The organism is Streptomyces odontomachicola, from assembly GCF_039605595.1.
Taxonomy (GTDB): Bacteria; Actinomycetota; Actinomycetes; order Streptomycetales; family Streptomycetaceae; genus Streptomyces.
In genome coordinates this window covers 86,871-103,843 of record NZ_JBCFOK010000008.1, presented here as the reverse complement: position 1 = coordinate 103,843, position 16,973 = coordinate 86,871, and the positions used below count along the sequence as shown (strand labels likewise).

Genomic DNA, 16,973 nt, shown 5'->3' with positions numbered 1-16,973 from the left:
CGGCGCCGGCGAAGGCGGCGTGCGCGGGGCACCCGGCGGGCGGCTGCGCGGCACCGGGCGCCGTGCCGGGCGCGGCTGACTGCGGGCTGGGCGTGGTCACGGTGAGGTCTCCCTGGCTGCGGTGTCCGCCTGGTCGGAGTACGTCGCGGAGGCGGGGTGCGCCGTGGAGGCCGATGACCCCGCGGATGCGGACGACAGGGCGTACAGATGGTTCACGAGGGCGATCAGCACGTCGCGGCTGGACGGTCTGGAGCGCGCGTCGCACTCCACGAGCGGCACGCTCTCGGGCAGGTCCAGCGCCTCGCGGATCTGCTCGGGGGTGTGCCGGGGGCCGCCGAAGTCGTTGTGCGCGACGACGAACGGGGTGCCGTGCTGCTCCAGGCGGTCGATGGCGTACCAGGAGTCGGCGAGGCGGCGGGTGTCGACCAGCACCACGGCGCCCAGCGACCCGCTGAACAGCCGGTCCCACAGGAACCAGAACCGCTCCTGTCCTGGGGCGCCGAACAGGTACAGCACGGTCTGCGCGTTCAGGCTGATCCGGCCGAAGTCGAAGGCGATCGTGGTGGTCGACTTGCCGTCGACGGCGGAGACGTCGTCCACGCCCTCGCCCGCCTGGGTCATCGTCTCCTCGGTGTTCAGCGGCCTGATGTCGCTGACCGAGCGGACCATGGTGGTCTTGCCGACGCCGAAGCCGCCCACGATCACGATCTTGAGACCGCTGTTCGCCGTGTCGGCGAGCGCCGGGCGCTCCTGCGCGTCCGGGCCCTGCTGGGCGTCCGTACGCGCGGAGGCGCTGCCGGGCGCCGCCGGGCCGCCCGCGCGGGGGTCAGATATTGCGGAGTCCAACGAGCACCTGCTTCAGGATCTCGGGGTCGGGGAGAGAGTCGGCCGCGTCGGGAACGCGCGGGTGGCGAGCGGTGATCCGCCCCGCGGCGAGCAGGTCGCCCAGCAGGATGCGGACGATGCTCACCGGCAGGCCGAGGTCGGAGGCGAGCTCCACGACCGCCGTGGGATGGCGGCAGATGCGGAGGATGGCGCGGTGCTCCGACTGCATCCCGGGGGCCGGGTCACACTCGCTGACCACGAGTGTGACCAGGTCGAAGGTGTCTGCGTCGGACCGGCTGCGGCCCCCGGTGAGGGTGTACAGCCGGTCCGGGTCCTCGTCCCGGCCCGCGCGGGTCATGCCGGCCCGCTGCTTTCGTTCCCGGCGCCGGCCTCGCGGGGCGGCGCGCTGAGGTACTCGCCGAGCTGCTCGACCAGTTCGTTCATGTTGTGCCCGATCACGCCGACCTCGGCCTCCTCGTCGGCCACGACCGCGAGATGGGCGCCGTCGCCCGCCTCGACGACGAACAGGATGCCGCCGTAGAACTCGGCCATCGCCTGCCGCACTCCGCCGCCGCCGGTGCCGAACTCCACGGAGGCGCCGTGCGAGAGCGACTGGATGCCCGCCGAGATGGCGGCGAGCTGGTCGGCCTGGTCGACGGTGAGTTCGGGCGTGCGGCACAGCTTGAGCCCGTCCCGCGACAGCACCAGCGCGTGCCGGGTGCCGGGCGTGCGCTCCAGCAGGTTCTCCAGCAGCCAGTCCAGCTTGCTGTCGGTGATCATTCGGTGTCGTCCTCCGCGCGTGAAGAGGCGGTCGTGGGGGAGGGAGAGCCGGTGTCCCGGCCGGTGTCGGATGTGTCGGTGCGGCCTTCGCCGTCGCGGGCCTCCTGCGCGCCCTGCACGGCCTGGCGGAACGCGCCGAAGCGGGCGCCCGAGGGGCGGGACGCGCCGCGGTCGGCGGATTTCTCCGCCGCACGCGCGCGCTCGCGCTGCTGCTGCGCCGCGGCGAGGGTCTGCCCCCTGCGCCGCTTGGGCAGCCCGCTCTCGCCGACCTCGGCCGCGGGCGGCGTCTCCGGTACGTCGGGGAGGCGGGTCTCGCCGGTGCGCTCGGCGGGGCGCTCCGCCGTGCGCTCGGCGGGGTGTCCGGCGCCGCGCCCGACGGGCGCGGTGTCGGCGGTGCTCGCGTGTTCGCCGGTGCGCTCGCCGCTCCGCTCGGAGTGCTGCTCCGGTACGTGCTGCGCGATGTCCTCGGGGCGCAACTGCATGGTCTGCTCCACGGCGGGCTCCTGAGCGGGCGCCGGGGAAGCGGGCGCCGCGGGAGCGGACTGCACGGGAGCGGACTCCACGGGCGCGGGGGTGGTGCTCTGGGGCGTCGGCGCGGGCTCCGACGCAGCGGGCCGCGCCGAAGTGGCCGGCGCGGAGGGCTGTGCCGCAGTGGCCTCCCGCGCGGGCGCGCCGGCCCGCGCCTCGGTGATCAGCTCCTGCGGCAGCATCACGACCACGCCGGTGCCGCCGTGCGCGGAGGGTCTGAAGGAGACGTTGAGGCCGTGCTTGCGCGACAGCCGCCCCACCACGGCGAGACCCAGCCGGGAGCCGGAGAGCGCCGAGAGGTCGAACGCCTCGCCGGAGACGGCCTGTTGGGCCCGGCGCAGCGCGACCTCGCCCATGACGAGCCCGCCGTCCTCGACGGTGACGACCACGCCGGCCGTCACCTCCTCCACGTACACGTGCACTTCGGAGGTCGGCGGGGAGAAGTTCGCCGCGTTGTCCATGATTTCGGCCAGCACGTGCATGACGCCCTCGGCCGCGTGCCCCGCGACCGCCGCTGTGCTGGTGGAGTGCAGCCGCACACGCTGGTAGCCGCTGATCCGGCCGAGCGCGCCGCGCAGGATGGACTCCATCACGATCGGCTTCGCCCAGCGCCGGCCCGAACGGGCCCCGGTCAGCACCGCGATGGAGTCCGCGAGCCGGCCCGCCTGCGCCACGCGGTGGTCCAGGTGGAGCAGGTCGCCGAGCACCTCCTCGTCCGCGTGCCGGTGCTCCATGTCGCGCAGGTCGGCCGCCATGGAGGTGGACAGCGCCTGGACGCGGCCCGCCGCGTTGGCGCACGCGGACATCGCGGAGGCGCGCAGCCCCTCGCCGCGGTGCACCTCGCGCGCGAGGGTGGTGAGCACGTCGCGCTGCGCGCGGGTCTCGGTGGGCGGCGCCGAGGCGAGCGCGGTCTCGGCCGAGGCGCCCTGCCGCAGCCGCTCCACCACGAAGGGCACGGTCTCGGTGGCGAACCGCTCGTACGCCGTCTCCCGCGCGGCCGCCGCCGCGTCCCGGGCCGCGAGTTCGCCGTCCCGGTCGGCGATCTCGCCGCGCAGCCGCCGCGCTTCGAGGCGGTGGTACGCGGCGAGGGTGACGGCTGCGCAGAGCAGGACGGCGGCCGCCGAGCCGCCCCAGGCGACGGCGGCGCGCTGCGGCGTCGGCGTCGCCGAGACGGCGAGCAGGCAGGCGGCGGCGGTGACCACCACGGCGGCCAGCAGGGCGAGTGCCGCTCCTGTGCCGGGCCGCGGCGACCGCCGCGCGGCCGCGCCGGCCGCGCTGGTCCGGCTGGGCGCGGGTATGTCGGGGGTCATCAATCAGGGTCCTCGGGGACAGGTCAGGTCCGGGCAGGGGAGGGCGGAGGCCGCAGGTTTCCGATCAACGCCGGACCAATATATGTGTGTTGAGCAACCCCTGTGGCAGGTGGGGTGTACGGGAACGTCCCGTTCACGCCACCGTCACCTGCGCACGCGCCGCGTTCGCGGGGCGGACCGCCGGTAACCCCTGCACGGGGTCAGAGCCCGTACGACCTGCCGATGATGTCGCGCTGGATCTCGCTGGTGCCGCCGTACACCGTGGACACCACGGCCTGCCGCAGGTGCCGTTCCATCTCGTACTCCGTGGCGTAGCCGTAGCCGCCCATCATCTGCATGCCCTCCAGCGCGGCGTGTTTGGCCAGTTCCGTGGCCTTGAGCTTGGCCATCGACGCCTCGCGCGGGAACAGCCTCGCCGGCTCCTCGTCGCAGCGCGCCGCCGTGTCGTACACCAGCAGCCGCGCGCACTCCAGCTCGGTGGCCAGGTCGGCGAGCCGGTGCCGGAGCGCCTGGAAGGAGCCGACGGGTCGGCCGAACTGCTCGCGGGTGCGGACGTGTTCGAGGGTGTCGTCGAAGACGCGGCGGGCGAGCCCGAGCATGTTCGCGGCGAGGAACAGCCGCTCCGCGTTCAGCCCGGCCATCAACTGGTCCCACCCCTCGCCGACGGCGCCGACCACGGCCTCGGCGGGCAGCCGTACGCCGGTGAAGTACACGTCGTTGACCTCGCGTCCGCCCATGGTCGGAATGGAGCGGATCTCCACGCCCGGTGTGCCGGCGGGGACGTGGAACATCGTCAGCCCCTCGTGCTTCCCGCCCTCCCTCCCGGTGCGCGCGACCAGCAGGATGTGCCGGGCGAGATGCGCGTTGGAGATCCACGTCTTGTGTCCTTCGATCAACCAGCCCCCGTCCGCCCGGCGTTCGGCCGAGCAGCGCAGCGCGGCCACGTCGGAACCGGCCTCGGGCTCCGACATGGCGATGGACAGCACCTCGCCGGCCGCCGCGCCGCCGACCGCCTCCCGCTTCTGCTCGCCGGTGCCGAAGCGCTCGTACGCCTTGGCCGTGATGACCGAGGTGACGAAGCCGCCGGCGGGGAGCAGGCCGTACGCCGACTCCTCCAGGAAGAGGCAGCCCTCGGTCATGCCGCCGCCCCCGCCGCCGAACTCCTCGCCGAGGCACACCCCGAGCCAGCCCAGCCCGGCCAGCCTGGCGTACAGGCGCGGGCTGTGCGGGCCCTCGCTCTCCGCCGCGAGCGCGTCCCGCTGCTCCTTGGTGCCGCACTCGCGGCGCGCGAAGTCCCGTACGGCGGCCGCGAATTCCTGCTGTTCCGGAGAGAGGGAGAACCGCATCGACGCCTCCTGAGCTGCCCTGCGCAGGGCCCTGAAACAAAGTGATTGGGATAGTATCTGTGTTGCTGATGCCGTGTGGTTGAGTGGGGAGAAGAGCTCAGGGAGGGGCGGGCCGATGGCCGTCAACGAAGCACCGTCGACAGAGGGAAGCGGCAGCGGTGTGCGGGACGAGGCGTCCCTGTTCGCCCGCGCGCTGGCCCCCGCCCCCGAGGGCGACGAGCTGCGCGAGAAGATCCTGGACGCGGCGCGCGAGCAGTTCATGACGTTCGGGCTGCGCCGCTCCACGGTGGACGACGTCGCCAAGCGCGCCCGGGTCTCCCGGGTGACCGTCTACCGCCGCATCGGCAACAAGGACCAGCTCGTGCAGGAGTGCCTGATGCGCGAGTACCGCGCCTTCGTGGCCGAGGTCGACGCCGCGGTGGCCGAAGTGCCCACCATGGAGCGGCGGATGGAGGAGGGCTTCGTGCTGCTCCTCCGGCACGTGCGCGACCACCCGCTGATCGGCGGGCTGCTGCGCCTGGAGCCCGAGACGATGCTGCCGTTCCTCACGGTCGAGTCCGGGCCGACGTTCGTGGCGATGCGCGAATACCTGGCGACGCGGCTGCGCAGGGCGCAGCGGGTGGAGGGGCGGCCGGAGCGCGATCCGGTGCCGGTGGCCGAGCTGATGGTGCGGATCACCACGTCGTTCCTGCTCAACCCGGTCAGCGTCTTCGAGCTCGACGACGCGGACCAGGCGCGGGAATTCGTACGCCGCTACCTGGCACCGCTGCTGGACCGCTGAGAGCTCGCACTGCTCTCGGACCGCCGTGGCCCCGGCCGCACCCCTCCCCGCTGAGGCCGGTCCGGAGGTCAGCCCTCCGGATAGAAGACGAACAGCGTGCAGCCGGTCGCCGACTGCGGGACGTGCCAGGAGCCGGCCGGTGCGTGGATGAACGAGCCCGCGGGGTAGTCCCGTTCGCCGTCGTTGAAGGTGCCGGAGGCGACGTACACCTCCTCCGGCCCCGGCGCGTGCACGTCGGGGTTCTCCCACGTGCTGCCCGGGTCGAACTCCACGACCTGGGCCTTGGCCCCCGCCGCCCCGCCCTGCCACAGGGGCCGCAGCCGGATGCCGGGGAAGAGCTCGTGGACGGGCGCCCCGGAGAGCAGCGCCCACTCGTAGCCGGGGGAGGAGGGGCCGTTCTTCTCGGAGGCGTACTCGGTGGTTTCGCGCGCTTCTGTGGTCATGACTCCACCGTGCCTGGGCGCGGCACGCCGCCCCAGTGTCTGTTCTGACGTGGTGGAGCACTTTCCTGCCACCCCTGGCATGCTGGGCTGTCATGACAGCCTCCGTGGCCTCGACGCCGCCTCCCCACCGGGTCGTGGCCGTGGCGCACCCTCCGGCCTCCTCGTATCTGCTCGGCTGCGCGGCCGAGGTGTTCGGCCCGCACGGCGAGCTCCCGCACCGGTACGCGTTCGGGCTCTGCGCCGTGGAGCCCGGCCCGGTCGCCACCGACACCGGCTCCGAACTCCTCGTACGGGAGGGGCTCGAGGCGCTCGAAGGCGCGGGGACCGTCCTCGTGCCCGGCTGGTTCCCCGCGTCGGCGCCCGTGCCCGGCGCGCTCGTCGAGGCCCTGCGCGCGGCGCACGCGCGCGGAGCCCGGGTGGTCACGAGCTGCTCGGGCGCCTTCGTGCTCGCCGATGCCGGGCTGCTGGACGGCCGTACGGCGACGACCCACTGGCGGCTGGCCGGCGAACTGGCCCGGCGGCACCCGCGGATCACCGTGGAGCCCGACGTGCTGTACATCGACCACGGCGACGTGGCCACCAGCGCCGGGTCGGGCGCGGGCGTGGACCTGTTCCTGCACCTCGTACGCGAGGACCGGGGCGCGGCGCACGCGGCGCAGGTGGCCCGGCATATGGTGACGCCGCCGCACCGGGAGGGCGGGCAGCTCCAGTACGCGGCGCCTCCCGTGGGCTCCTCCGCGACGCCCGACCCCTGCGACTCGCTCGCGCCGCTGCTGGAGTGGGCGCGGCAGCGGCTGGGCGAGCGGATCACGGTGGAGGAACTGGCGGAGCGGGCGGCCGTGTCCCCGCGCACCCTGGCCCGCCGCTTCACCGGGCAGCTCGGCGTGGGTCCTGGCCAGTGGCTGCTGGCCCAGCGGCTGGACTGGGCGCGGGAGTTGCTGGAGAGCACCGACCTGCCGGTGGACGCCATCGCCGCGCGCACCGGGCTGTCCACCGCCACGAACCTGCGGCGCCGCTTCCGCGCGGCCCTGCACACCACGCCGGCGGCGTACCGCAGGGCGTTCCGCGGCGCGCCGTGATCACCCTGCGGCCCGACTCCCGGCGCCTCAACGGCGCGTGTGCACACGGCGTGCCAGCTCGACCGCCCTCGCGGCCTTCGCCTGCGGGGTCGCGTACGACATGAGGTCCACCGGCGGGCGCATCCTGCGGACCGTCACCGAGCGCGGCACGGCGAAGGACCGCAGCCCCTCGTCGCCGTGGACGCGGCCGTACCCGGACTCGCCCGAGCCGCCGAACGGCAGCGAGGGGATCGCCGCGAAGCCCAGCACAGAGCCCACCGACACCGCGCCCGCGCGCAGCCGTTCGGCCACCGCGAGGCCCGTGCGCCGCGAGCCGGTGAAGACCGCGGCGCCGAGCGCGTACCCGGAGGCGTTGGCGCGGGCCACCGCCTCGTCCAGGTCCCGCACCGCGTTCACCGCGACCACAGGACCGAAGGTCTCCTCGCGCATCGCGGGGGAGTCCTCGGGCACGTCGACCAGCACCACGGGGTGCACATGCGGCGCCCGCACCGACTCGGGGCCGCCCAGCGGGGCGCGCGCACCCGCGCCGATGGCCTCCTTCACGTGGTATTCGACGGTCCCCACCTGTGAGGGAAGCGTCAACGGGCCGTAAGCGGCGTTCTGTTGAGGCCCCACGCTCAGCTCCCGCGCGCGCTGCACGATGCGCTCGCACAGCCGCGGGTGCACCTCGGTCACGGCGTACACGCGCTCCACTCCCGCGCAGGTCTGCCCCGCGTTGGACATCGCGCCCCACACCACGGCCTCGGCCGCCTCGTCCAGGTCCGCGTCGGCGCCGACCAGCACCGCGTCCTTGCCGCCGCCCTCGGCCACCAGCGGCGTCAGGCTCTCCGCGCACACCGCGGCCACCTTCCGCGCCGTGCCCGGCGACCCCGTGAAGGCGACCTTGTCCACTCCGGCGCGTACCAGGGCCTCGCCGGTGGGGCCCATGCCGGTCACGGTGTTGAGCAGCCCCGCGTGCCGCGGGACCGTCTCGCGCCAGACGCGGGCCAGCAACACGCCCACGCCGGGCGTGAGTTCGGAGGGCTTGAAGACCACGCCGTTGCCGGCGGCGAGCGCGTGGCCGACCGAGCCCATGGGCGTGTAGAGGGGGTAGTTCCACGGGCCGATCACGCCGATGACGCCGTACGGGCGGTACGCGAGGAGCGCGCGCTGATGCGCGGAGAGCACACCCGAGGGCACCCGGCGGCGGCGCAGCACACGCCGCGCGTTGCGGGCCGCCCAGTCCAGGTGCACGACGGCCAGCAGGACTTCGGCGCGCGCGTCGTGCGCGGGCTTGCCGGTCTCGGCCGTGATCGTCTCGGCGAGCTCGTCCGTACGGGAGGCCAGCGCGCGCTTGAAGGCGAGCAGCGCGGCGCGCCTGCCCTTCCAGCCGGCGGCGGCCCAGCCCGAGGCCGCCTCGCGCGCACGGCCGACCGCTGCCCGTACCTCCTCGTCGCCGTGCACGGGGTACTCGGCAAGCTGCTCGCCGGTCGCGGGTGAGAGGGAGAAGAAGCTGCGGGCACTGCGGGTGTCACCCGCTCCGGTGCTGGTCATGAGGCTTCCTCGCGGAGGTCGGAGACGGTGGCGCCGCCTTGGTCCGCTTCGCGTTCCTCCGGCAGCGGCTTGAGCGGGCGGTTGTGCGCCCAGGCGGGACCGAGGTCGTCCAGGGTGTAGCCGAACGGATAGGAGCGGAGCTTGAGCTTCGCCGGGCGCCACCGGGGCCGCGCCGGACCCAGCCGCAGCAGCGTGGAGCGGGTGCGCAGCGCGGCGGCCGCCAGCGCGCGCAGCCACCCGGGCTGGCGCGGGAAGCCGAGCGCGCTCAGCAGCGGCCCGTCCAGCAGGGCCAGCGAGAACCGGCCGACGAAGGGCCGCAGCGGCGCCGGATACCAGGAGGCCATGGTGCGGAACGTGGCGGTGGCGACCCGGCGGTTGGCGGGGTGGTACGCGAACATCTCCGCCTCGTACGTGTCGAGGAGCCGCTCGAACCCTTCCATCGTGCGCGGCGCGCCGTGAATGTCCATCACCTCGGCCATGCGGTGCCCCACCAGGGCCATCGCCGTCCGCTCGTTGGCGCACAGCGGGCGCCAGCCGAAGCGCTCGATCCACCGCTTCGGGCCGACCACGGTGGTGGCCAGCACGTACAGGAAATCCTCGTTGGGAATGCGGTACTTCCCGTGTATCCGGTTCAGATGGCGGGCCGCCGCCTTTCCGCGTTCCGAGCCGAAGCCGTCCACGGACATCTCGTAGGCGAAGAGCAGCGTGTCGTCGTAGCGCTTCTGGCCCGCCTTCTCGAATTCCTGGGTGCGGTCGAGGAGTTCCGATATCCGGGGTATGCCGTAGTCCCGCAGGAACGCGATGCTCACGCCCTGCTGGTAGTCCCAGGGGAACTCGTACAGCGTGATCTGCCGGAAGATCTCCTCGTAGTCGCGCTCCGGGTCCATCCGCTGGATCCGGCGCATGCGGCCGTACCGGCTCATGGGCAACTCCCTTCCTCGGCGGGTGTTCTCAGCGCGTTTTCCCGTGGTCCGTGCGCATGCCGGAGAAGCCCACCCGGTCCGCGTCCACCAGGACCTGCCCGGCGCGCACCGGGTCCATCGTGAGCGCCGGGAGCTGCACGGCCACCGGCAGATTCGCGGGAATGGCGTCGGCCCCGACGCAGATCTTCGGCGTGTTCACATTCAGCTTGGGAATCTCGACGGAGCCGTTCAGATAGGTCGCGTAGACGTCGACGTTGGGAATGTCGAGCTGCGTGTCGAGCCGATGCTTCGTACCGTCAGGACCCCGCACCTCCAGGTGGTAGTTCTTCGCCACGAGCCGGTCGGCGTGCACCCACAGCACCTTGATCCGCCCGCCGCCCTTCTTCCTGAGGTACGTCGAGCCGTGAATGACGGCGTTGTACGCGGTGAGCCGGTCGGACCGCACCTCCGGATAGCGGGGCGAGACCGGATAGCCCGCGCGGCCCGGACCCGGCTGGTCGCCCACCACGAGGGGCGGGCGGCGCGGCGAGTAGTCGTCGTCATCGTTGATCTCGCCGCGCTTGGCCACCTCGGGGTCCTGCGGTTCTCCGCCACGGGACGGGGGTTCGCCGGTCGGCGGGTTGTCGCGCCCGCCGGTGTCCGCGCCGGCGGCGCAGGGAACCTGCCAGCGCGCGGGCCCCTGCCGCGGGTCGCCGGGGTCCGTGCTGTCCCCGCTGTCCGAGGCGTCCTTGCCGGGCTTCTCGCCCTTGTCCCGGCCGGGGTCGGGCAGCCCCTTGCCGGGGTGCGGCAGTCGTACGTCGCCCGAACCGCCGCTCCCCGAGCCGCCGTTGGACCCCGAGCTGCCACCGCCGGAGCCGCCCTCGCACGACGTGCCCGGCAGCGGAACGTCCGTGAACGGCCAGGTCGGACGGTCGCACCTCTCCGCAGCCGACGCGGTGTGCGGAGGCAGCGCGGCGGTCAGCGCCGCGGCCAGCACCAGGGGCATCCCGAGGGACAGCGCGGTCACGCCCCTAGGCGCGCTGCCCCTGCGGACTTTTGGGGCCTCCACCTCCGGCACCTCCGACTCGGGCGCGGAGGTTTCGTGGTGCGCCTCCGTACGTACCGGCCCCGCCCCCTCCGTACGCACCGGATCAGGCGTCCACCCGAAGGCCAGCGACGACCCGAGCAGGCCGAGGCCGCAACCGACGCCCAGGCCGCCGAGGTTGCTGGTGGCGAGCGAGGTGATGGAGGCGATGGCGGTCACCACGGAGGCGAACAGGCGCTGGCTCGGCGCCACGACGAAGCAGATGCCGCCTGCGACGAGCACGGCGCCGATGCCGACGCCCGACATGGCCCCGATGCCCACCCGCAGCATCAGCGGCAGCGGGGCCATCGGCGGGGCGATCAGCACGATCCCGGCGACCGCGGTGAGCACGCCGGGCCACAGCGGGCGGCTGCGCCGCCAGGCGCGGAAGGGGCGGCGGAGCCGGGGGAGCGGCAGGATCCGGTCCAGCCAGGAGCCGGTCTCCCGCCTCAGCTCGGCGAGGAAGCCGAAGACGAAGGTGAGCACGGGCTGTTCCTCTCGACCGGGGTCAGTAGCACTGCTTGCCGTCCTGGCGCATCTCGACCTTGAGCCCGCTGGCCTTGAGCGAACCGCCGTTCGCCGCCCACGCGGTGCCCTTGATGTTCTTGGCGACGGCCTTGTCGGCCTGGATGCCGAACAGGCCCTGCGGGCCCGCGCTCCCGGGTATCCCGGTGAGCGTCGAGGCGTCCCTGCCGACCTGCGCGCCCGACACCTCGCCCTCGCCGTCGAGCAGCGCGTCGGCGTTCACGATCACGTTGTTCGCCTCGGCGGGTCTGCTCTCCGCCGCGCGCACGACGATCGAGACGTCCCCGAGCACCGGGACCTTCTGCACCATCGAGGCGCACACGCCCTTGGCCTGCCCCTGGCGGACGGTCGCGAGCATCACCGGGTGCGCCTTACCGCCCTTGCCCGAGGTCGACGCGGGGAACGCGGTGATCCCCGAGCCCGACAGCTCCTTGACGCTGGCCTTCACGTTCTTGCCCGAGACCGCGAACGAGGCGGCCACCGCGCCCTGTGCCAGCGCCACCGCGACCGCGCCGACGCACAGCACCCCGGGCACGAGCATGCACGCCGTGCGCTTCCACCGGATCCGCCCCTCCGGCGGTCCCGGCGCACCCTGCCGGTTCGTCAACTCCCGCTCTGCAACGGCCATCTGGCGGCCCCCTCCTGGTCGGGTGAAGCAGTGTGAGTCCAGCGGTGAATCAAAGTTACAGAGACTATTGACTTGTTTCACGGAGCGCGTCAACACTCCTGACACGGATTCAATTGCGAGCCACGGAGGGGACCATGGCGACCAGCCCCGCACCCCGAGCACCCGCCCGCGAAGCCCCCGCACCCGCGCCCTCGGCCGTCCGCTCGCCCCGGCGCGGCGGCATGGCCTGGCGCTTCTTCGGCGACAACCGCAACATCTTCATGGGCCCGCAGCTCCTGGTGCTCCAGGTCGCGCACCCGGTGGTCGGCGCCGGCGTGAAGGACCACTCGAATTTCCGCGCCGAGCCCTGGCAGCGCCTCGGCCGCACCCTCAGCTCCCTGTCCACCGTCATCTACGGAGGGCAGCGCGCGGCCGAGGCCGAGGCCCGGCGCCTGGTCGAGGTGCACAAGCCGATGAAGGGCACCGACGAGCAGGGCCGCCGCTATCACGCGCTCAACCCGGAGGCGTACCACTGGGTGCACGCCACCCTGGTCAAGGGAGCGGTCGACGGGCACAGGCTGCTGGGCAGGCCGCTCACCCCGGAGCAGACCGAGGAGTACTACCGCGAGATGCGGGACGTGGGCCGCGTATGGGGGCTCAAGGAGCACCACATGCCGCCGGACTGGTCCGCGTTCCTCGACTACTACGACCGCGTCGTCGCCGCGCGTCTGGAGATGAACCCGTCGGTCCAGGACGTCTTCGAGGAGCTCACGGCGCCGCAGAAGCCGCCCTTCCGCTGGGTGCCCGGCGTGCTGTGGAGGCCGCTCGGCAAGGTCGCCGCGCATTACGCGCGGGTGGTCACCGTGGGCGGCCTGCCCGAGGAGCTGCGCGAGCGGTTCGGCCAGCCCTTCACCGAGAAGGACGCCCGCTCGCTGCGCCGCTTCGCGCGTCTCGTACGGATCGCCGGGGCCCTCACGCCGCCGCCGCTGCGCACCGCGGGGTTCCTCGCCCTCGCGTACTGGAACACCCACAAACCGGGCACAGACCCGCGCGCCCGTGAACCGCTGGGGGCATCATGAGGAGCGTGAACACCGAGCACGAGCAGCGGAAACGGCGTAACGACATGGAAAGGGACGAGGACCGCGAGGCCCTGCCCGAGCCCCCGCCTCCCGGCGGCGTCCTGTGGAGCATCTCCGGCGACATCCGCACCGTGATGATGCTGCCCGCCGCGCTGACCATGCAGGTCGCGCGCCCTGCCGTGGGCGCGGGCGTGGACGCGTACTCGGTCTTCCGCACCGACCCCTGGGGCCGCCTGGAGCGTTCCGTGGAGAGCGTGCTGCGCTGGGTGTACGACGGCGAGGAGGCGGCCGAGGAGGGGCGGCGGCTGCGCAGGCTGCACAGGTCGATCAAGGGCACGGACGCGTACGGCCGGGACTACCACTCGCTGATGCCGCAGCACTACGCCTGGGTGCACGCCACCGGCTTCCCGGTCTTCCGGCACGCGATGCCCTACCTGTGGCGCGAGATCACCCCCGAGCAGGAGCGGCGGCTGTACGCGGAGTGGCTGCGGGTCGGCCGGGTGCTCGGTATCAACGACCGCGACATGCCGCAGACCATCGAGGAGTTCTGGCCGTACTACGAGAAGCAGCTCGCCGAGGAGGCCGAGCCCACCCTCGTGGTGCGCGAACTCACCGACGTCACCCGGTACCTCCCGCCGCCCGACCGCGGCCCCGCCCCGTTCCGCCTGGCGGCGAAGCTGCTGTGGCCCTGGCTGATGCCGCGGGTGGCGTCGCTGATGCGGTTCGGCATCATCGGCCTGATGCCGCCGGAGGCCCGCCGCGCCCTGGACCTGGAGTGGACCGAACACCAGGAGCGGAAGCTGCGGCGGCTGGGCGCGGTCACCCGCACCGTGGTGCCGCTGCTCCCCGCACGCCTCCGCTTCATGCCACGCGCCCGCCGGGCCCGCGCGGCGCATCCGGAGATCTACGGCTAAGGCGCGGGTCGCCGAGTGCAGGTCTCCGGGCGCAGGTCTCCGGGCGGGCGGAGGCGGGCGCCCGGAAGCCCCGCCGCCCTCCGCCGCGGCGTGCGTACCGGGGCGGAGGGCAGTGCACGGGGCTCAGCTCAGCGCGCGCGGGTCAGTGCGCGTGTGCGCTCTTGTTGGCCTGCTGGATCTGCTTCCAGGACTTCGGCTGCTTCGGCGCGCCCTTGCCCGCCAGGCCCTGCTTGGCGATCTTCGCGGACTGCGCCGCGGGCGCCGAGGGCTTCTTGGGCTGGTAGAGCCAGGTGTCGAAGAGCCCGTCGAGCTGCTCGCCGGAGACCTGCTCCGCGTACGCGATGAAGTCCTCCACCGTGGCGTTGCCGTACGCGTTCTTGGCCGGCCAGCCCTTCAGGATCTCGAAGAAGTCCTTGTCGCCGATCTTGTTGCGGAGCGCCTGGAGCGCGAGCGCGCCGCGGTCGTAGACGGCGCTGTGGAACTCGTTGCCCGCGCCCGGATCGGCCGGCTTCACCTTCCAGAACGGGTCGCTCGCGTCCCGCGAGGCGTACGTGTAGTCCGCCAGCTCCTGCGCGGTGCCCTCGTTCTGGTCCTCGGACCACAGCCACTGCGAGTAGGCGGCGAAGCCCTCGTTGATCCAGATGTCCTTCCAGTTGTTCACGGACACGCTGTCGCCGTACCACTGGTGCGCCAGCTCGTGGACCACGACGGACACGTTGGAGCCCCTGCTGAACGCGTTCTGCCCGTAGAACGGCCTGGTCTGGGTCTCCAGCGCGAAGCCCGCGTCCACGCTCGGCACATAGCCGCCGACCGAGTTGAACGGGTAGGGGCCGAAGCGCTGCTCCAGCCACTCGGTGACCTCGGCGGTGCGGTCCACGCTGGCCCGCGCCGCGCCCTCGTTCGCACCCAGGTCCTTGCTGTAGGCGTTGATGACCGGAAGTCCACTGGCGGTCTTGTCCTTGACCACGTCGAACTTGCCGACCGCGAGCGTGGCCAGGTAGGTGGCCTGCGGCTTGTCCGAACGCCAGGCGGTGCGGGTCCAGCCCGCCTGCGAACGCTCCGACTGCAGCGTGCCGTTGCTGATCGCCTGGGTGCCGTTCGGCACGGCGATGCTCACGTCGTACGTGGCCTTGTCCCGCGGATGGTCGTTGCTCGGGAACCACCACCAGGCGGACTCGGGCTCGTTGGCCGCGACACCGCCGTCCCTGGTGCGGTGCCAGTTGCTGCTCCCGCCGACCTTCACCTTGGACGGGGTGTCCGCGTAGCGGACCACCACGGTGACGCGCTGGCCCTTGGCCAGCGGGGCCGACGGGGTGACCTCGAGCTCGTGCGCACCGGACTTGGCGAACGTGGCCGGCTTGCCGTTCACGCGTATCTCGCTCACGTTCAGCGCGAAGTCCAGGTTGAACCGGGAGAGTTCCTGCTTCGTGGTCGCGAGCAGGGTGGCGGTGCCCTCCAGCTTGTCGTCCTTCGGCTGGTACTTCAGCCGCAGGTCGTAGTGGGAGACGTCGTACCCGCCGTTCCCGTAGTCCGGGTAGTAGGGGTCCCCGATCCCCGCCGACCCGGGCGACGGTTCCGCTGCGGATGCCGGGATCGCCAGCACCAGAGCCGCAGTGATCGCCGCCGGAGCGATGTATCTGTACCGCACGTGTCCTCCAACCCCCTTACGGCACCGCCGTGTTGCGGTGCCTCAACAGGTGTCAGGTGTCACCTGCCACGAAGGGTATGTACTCCGGCACCCGCACACATGTCCACAGTGCCTCCTTTCATGGGACCGTCATCAGGCCGACATCCGGGTGGGCTCTCGACCAGCCGCGGTACGCCCTCTTTCGTACGCGTGTGCCGCTGTATAGCGTCCGCGCATGCCGAAACGCACGCGGTACAGCCGCACTCCGTGGAGATCCCTCGCCCTGGCCGCCACCGGCGCCGTCATGGCCCCGCTGGTGCTCACGGCGCCGGCCGGGGCGGCCGACGACTCGCGCGACCGCCCCCGTACGGGCTTCGAGCGCAGCCACGGTGAGGAGTGGACCTCGCAGGCGGACGAGGGCAGGTTCCTCGCGGCGGTGGACAGGGCCAGCGCCCGCACGGCCGTCGAGCAGGTGGGCTCGACGAAGGAGGGCCGCCCGCTCCGGCTGGTGAGGATCGGCGCCGACGCCCCGCCGGACGCGTCCTCCGTGCGCCGCGGGAACTCCGTCATGCTGCTGTGCAGCCAGCACGGCGACGAGCCCTCGGGCCGCGAGGCGTGCCTGTCCACCATCCGCGACCTGGCCCTCGCGAAGGACCCGGAGACCCGGCGTTTCCTGCAGCACACCAGCGTGCTCGTGGTGCCCACCGCCAACCCCGAGGGCCGCGCGGCCGACACCCGGGGCAACTCCGACGGCGTCGACATCAACCGCGACCACATCGCGCTGAAGACCCGCGAGGCCCGCACCTTCGCGCGGCTCTTCCGCGACTTCCGCCCGGACACGGTCTACGACCTGCACGAATACGGAGCGCACGCCCCGTACTACGTGAAGGACCTGCTCGCGCTGTGGCCCCGCAACCTCAACGCCTCGGGCCCCGTGCACCGCGAGTCGCAGGCGCTCGCCGAGCAGTACGTGCGGCCCAGCGCCGAGCGCGCGGGCTTCACCACCGGCACCTACGGTATCTGGACCGACCCGCACACCGGCGAGCCCGTGAAGCAGGTCGCCGGGGACGGCCAGGAGCGGATCCTGCGCAACACGGTGGGGGTCAAGCACGCGGTCGGCCAGCTCGTGGAGACCCGCGTCGACCCGCTCACCGAGGACGAGAAGAAGGACCGGGCGGTCAACCACAACCGCCGCGTGAACTCTCAACTCGCCGGTCTCAAGGGCGCCTTCGCCTTCGCGCGCGAGCACCGCACGCGCATCGAGGCGGCCACCGCGGCGGCCCGCCTCTCCGGCTTCGCCGACCGCGGTCCCGTCTACCTCGGCGGCGCCGACAACGAGGCGCCGGCCAAGGACAAGGTGCTCCAGGACCCGCCCTGCGGCTACCGCCTCACCGCGAAGCAACTGCGCGACGTGGGCGACGAACTGGCCCTGCACGGCGTGCGCGCCAAGCACACGGGCGACGGCGCCTTCGTACCGCTCCGCCAGTCGCAGCGCTCCCTCGTCCCGCTGCTCCTCGACAAGCGCGCTGCCTACTCGCTGACCGAGGGCACACCGGTCCAGAACTGCCGCTGACCTGGCTCGATCCGCACGGCGCGATCTGTACGGAACG

16 protein-coding genes are annotated in these 16,973 nt (G+C 73.0%); 5 read left to right on the top strand and 11 right to left on the bottom strand.

Annotated features, from left to right (window positions below):
• Positions 1 to 96: 96 nt before the first annotated feature.
• The 5 genes from ABEE00_RS16750 to ABEE00_RS16730 all read right to left on the bottom strand — a co-directional run bounded on the left by ABEE00_RS16750 (position 97) and on the right by ABEE00_RS16730 (position 4,789).
• Positions 97 to 846, bottom strand: coding sequence for a GTP-binding protein (locus tag ABEE00_RS16750; RefSeq protein WP_451918600.1), 750 nt, complete (start codon positions 844 to 846; stop codon positions 97 to 99).
• Positions 827 to 1,183, bottom strand: a complete 357-nt coding sequence (locus ABEE00_RS16745) for a DUF742 domain-containing protein (RefSeq protein WP_345746298.1) — start codon at positions 1,181 to 1,183, stop codon at positions 827 to 829. Before ABEE00_RS16745 ends, ABEE00_RS16750 begins: the two co-directional genes overlap by 20 nt.
• On the bottom strand, positions 1,180 to 1,605 hold the full coding sequence (locus tag ABEE00_RS16740) for a roadblock/LC7 domain-containing protein (RefSeq protein WP_345746297.1): 426 nt from the start codon (positions 1,603 to 1,605) through the stop codon (positions 1,180 to 1,182). The genes ABEE00_RS16745 and ABEE00_RS16740 overlap by 4 nt, the downstream gene beginning before the upstream one ends.
• Entirely contained in the window at positions 1,602 to 3,443 is a 1,842-nt protein-coding gene (locus ABEE00_RS16735; RefSeq protein ID WP_345746296.1) for an ATP-binding protein, read from the bottom strand. The genes ABEE00_RS16740 and ABEE00_RS16735 overlap by 4 nt, the downstream gene beginning before the upstream one ends.
• Positions 3,444 to 3,643: 200 nt before the next feature.
• Entirely contained in the window at positions 3,644 to 4,789 is a 1,146-nt protein-coding gene (locus ABEE00_RS16730; protein WP_345746295.1) for an acyl-CoA dehydrogenase family protein, read from the bottom strand.
• A 115-nt stretch (positions 4,790 to 4,904) separates the two neighbouring features.
• On the opposite strand from ABEE00_RS16730, the gene ABEE00_RS16725 reads away from it, so the two are divergent.
• Positions 4,905 to 5,570, top strand: coding sequence for a TetR/AcrR family transcriptional regulator (locus tag ABEE00_RS16725; protein ID WP_345746294.1), 666 nt, complete (start codon positions 4,905 to 4,907; stop codon positions 5,568 to 5,570).
• A gap of 68 nt (positions 5,571 to 5,638) precedes the next feature.
• Here ABEE00_RS16725 and ABEE00_RS16720 read toward each other — a convergent pair whose 3' ends face one another.
• Complete coding sequence (locus tag ABEE00_RS16720; protein ID WP_345746293.1) at positions 5,639 to 6,013, bottom strand: cupin domain-containing protein; 375 nt, start codon at positions 6,011 to 6,013, stop codon at positions 5,639 to 5,641.
• Between the two features lie 92 nt (positions 6,014 to 6,105).
• Here ABEE00_RS16720 and ABEE00_RS16715 point away from each other — a divergent pair, with 92 nt between their 5' ends.
• On the top strand, positions 6,106 to 7,092 hold the full coding sequence (locus tag ABEE00_RS16715) for a helix-turn-helix domain-containing protein (protein ID WP_345746292.1): 987 nt from the start codon (positions 6,106 to 6,108) through the stop codon (positions 7,090 to 7,092).
• Positions 7,093 to 7,119: 27 nt separating this feature from the next.
• On the opposite strand, the gene ABEE00_RS16710 is transcribed toward ABEE00_RS16715, so the two are convergent.
• From ABEE00_RS16710 to ABEE00_RS16695, 4 genes are read right to left on the bottom strand one after another with little or no spacing between them, the layout of a single operon-like run.
• Complete coding sequence (locus ABEE00_RS16710; RefSeq protein ID WP_345746291.1) at positions 7,120 to 8,625, bottom strand: aldehyde dehydrogenase family protein; 1,506 nt, start codon at positions 8,623 to 8,625, stop codon at positions 7,120 to 7,122.
• Positions 8,622 to 9,548 carry an oxygenase MpaB family protein gene (locus tag ABEE00_RS16705; RefSeq protein ID WP_345746290.1) on the bottom strand — a complete coding sequence of 309 codons (927 nt, stop codon included), beginning with the start codon at positions 9,546 to 9,548 and terminating at the stop codon, positions 8,622 to 8,624. Before ABEE00_RS16705 ends, ABEE00_RS16710 begins: the two co-directional genes overlap by 4 nt.
• Before the next feature lie 28 nt (positions 9,549 to 9,576).
• Positions 9,577 to 11,097 (bottom strand): DUF6114 domain-containing protein, encoded by a 1,521-nt coding sequence (locus ABEE00_RS16700; protein ID WP_345746289.1) that lies wholly within the window; start codon positions 11,095 to 11,097, stop codon positions 9,577 to 9,579.
• 22 nt (positions 11,098 to 11,119) lie between these two features.
• Positions 11,120 to 11,764 carry a DUF6230 family protein gene (locus tag ABEE00_RS16695; RefSeq protein ID WP_345746288.1) on the bottom strand — a complete coding sequence of 215 codons (645 nt, stop codon included), beginning with the start codon at positions 11,762 to 11,764 and terminating at the stop codon, positions 11,120 to 11,122.
• A 134-nt stretch (positions 11,765 to 11,898) separates the two neighbouring features.
• Here ABEE00_RS16695 and ABEE00_RS16690 point away from each other — a divergent pair, with 134 nt between their 5' ends.
• A complete protein-coding gene (locus ABEE00_RS16690) occupies positions 11,899 to 12,822 on the top strand; it encodes an oxygenase MpaB family protein (protein WP_345746287.1) in 924 nt (307 codons plus the stop codon).
• Between the two features lie 44 nt (positions 12,823 to 12,866).
• Entirely contained in the window at positions 12,867 to 13,736 is an 870-nt protein-coding gene (locus ABEE00_RS16685; protein WP_345746492.1) for an oxygenase MpaB family protein, read from the top strand.
• 142 nt (positions 13,737 to 13,878) lie between these two features.
• Here ABEE00_RS16685 and ABEE00_RS16680 read toward each other — a convergent pair whose 3' ends face one another.
• A complete protein-coding gene (locus ABEE00_RS16680) occupies positions 13,879 to 15,384 on the bottom strand; it encodes a M1 family metallopeptidase (RefSeq protein ID WP_345746286.1) in 1,506 nt (501 codons plus the stop codon).
• A gap of 214 nt (positions 15,385 to 15,598) precedes the next feature.
• Between ABEE00_RS16680 and ABEE00_RS16675 the strand changes: the two genes are divergently transcribed.
• Positions 15,599 to 16,936 carry a M14 family metallopeptidase gene (locus ABEE00_RS16675; RefSeq protein ID WP_345746285.1) on the top strand — a complete coding sequence of 446 codons (1,338 nt, stop codon included), beginning with the start codon at positions 15,599 to 15,601 and terminating at the stop codon, positions 16,934 to 16,936.
• Positions 16,937 to 16,973 lie beyond the last annotated feature (37 nt).

Excerpts from the sequence above, each read along its gene's own strand:
- ABEE00_RS16730 (WP_345746295.1), bottom strand. The coding sequence starts at position 4,789 with ATGCGGTTCTCCCTCTCTCCGGAACAGCAGGAATTCGCGGCCGCCGTA.
- ABEE00_RS16705 (WP_345746290.1), bottom strand. The coding sequence starts at position 9,548 with ATGAGCCGGTACGGCCGCATGCGCCGGATCCAGCGGATGGACCCGGAG.
- ABEE00_RS16715 (WP_345746292.1), top strand. The coding sequence starts at position 6,106 with ATGACAGCCTCCGTGGCCTCGACGCCGCCTCCCCACCGGGTCGTGGCC.
- ABEE00_RS16690 (WP_345746287.1), top strand. The coding sequence starts at position 11,899 with ATGGCGACCAGCCCCGCACCCCGAGCACCCGCCCGCGAAGCCCCCGCA.
- ABEE00_RS16740 (WP_345746297.1), bottom strand. The coding sequence starts at position 1,605 with ATGATCACCGACAGCAAGCTGGACTGGCTGCTGGAGAACCTGCTGGAG.
- ABEE00_RS16710 (WP_345746291.1), bottom strand. The coding sequence starts at position 8,625 with ATGACCAGCACCGGAGCGGGTGACACCCGCAGTGCCCGCAGCTTCTTC.
- ABEE00_RS16685 (WP_345746492.1), top strand. The coding sequence starts at position 12,867 with ATGGAAAGGGACGAGGACCGCGAGGCCCTGCCCGAGCCCCCGCCTCCC.
- ABEE00_RS16725 (WP_345746294.1), top strand. The coding sequence starts at position 4,905 with ATGGCCGTCAACGAAGCACCGTCGACAGAGGGAAGCGGCAGCGGTGTG.
- ABEE00_RS16745 (WP_345746298.1), bottom strand. The coding sequence starts at position 1,183 with ATGACCCGCGCGGGCCGGGACGAGGACCCGGACCGGCTGTACACCCTC.
- ABEE00_RS16675 (WP_345746285.1), top strand. The coding sequence starts at position 15,599 with ATGCCGAAACGCACGCGGTACAGCCGCACTCCGTGGAGATCCCTCGCC.
- ABEE00_RS16695 (WP_345746288.1), bottom strand. The coding sequence starts at position 11,764 with ATGGCCGTTGCAGAGCGGGAGTTGACGAACCGGCAGGGTGCGCCGGGA.
- ABEE00_RS16735 (WP_345746296.1), bottom strand. The coding sequence starts at position 3,443 with ATGACCCCCGACATACCCGCGCCCAGCCGGACCAGCGCGGCCGGCGCG.
- ABEE00_RS16720 (WP_345746293.1), bottom strand. The coding sequence starts at position 6,013 with ATGACCACAGAAGCGCGCGAAACCACCGAGTACGCCTCCGAGAAGAAC.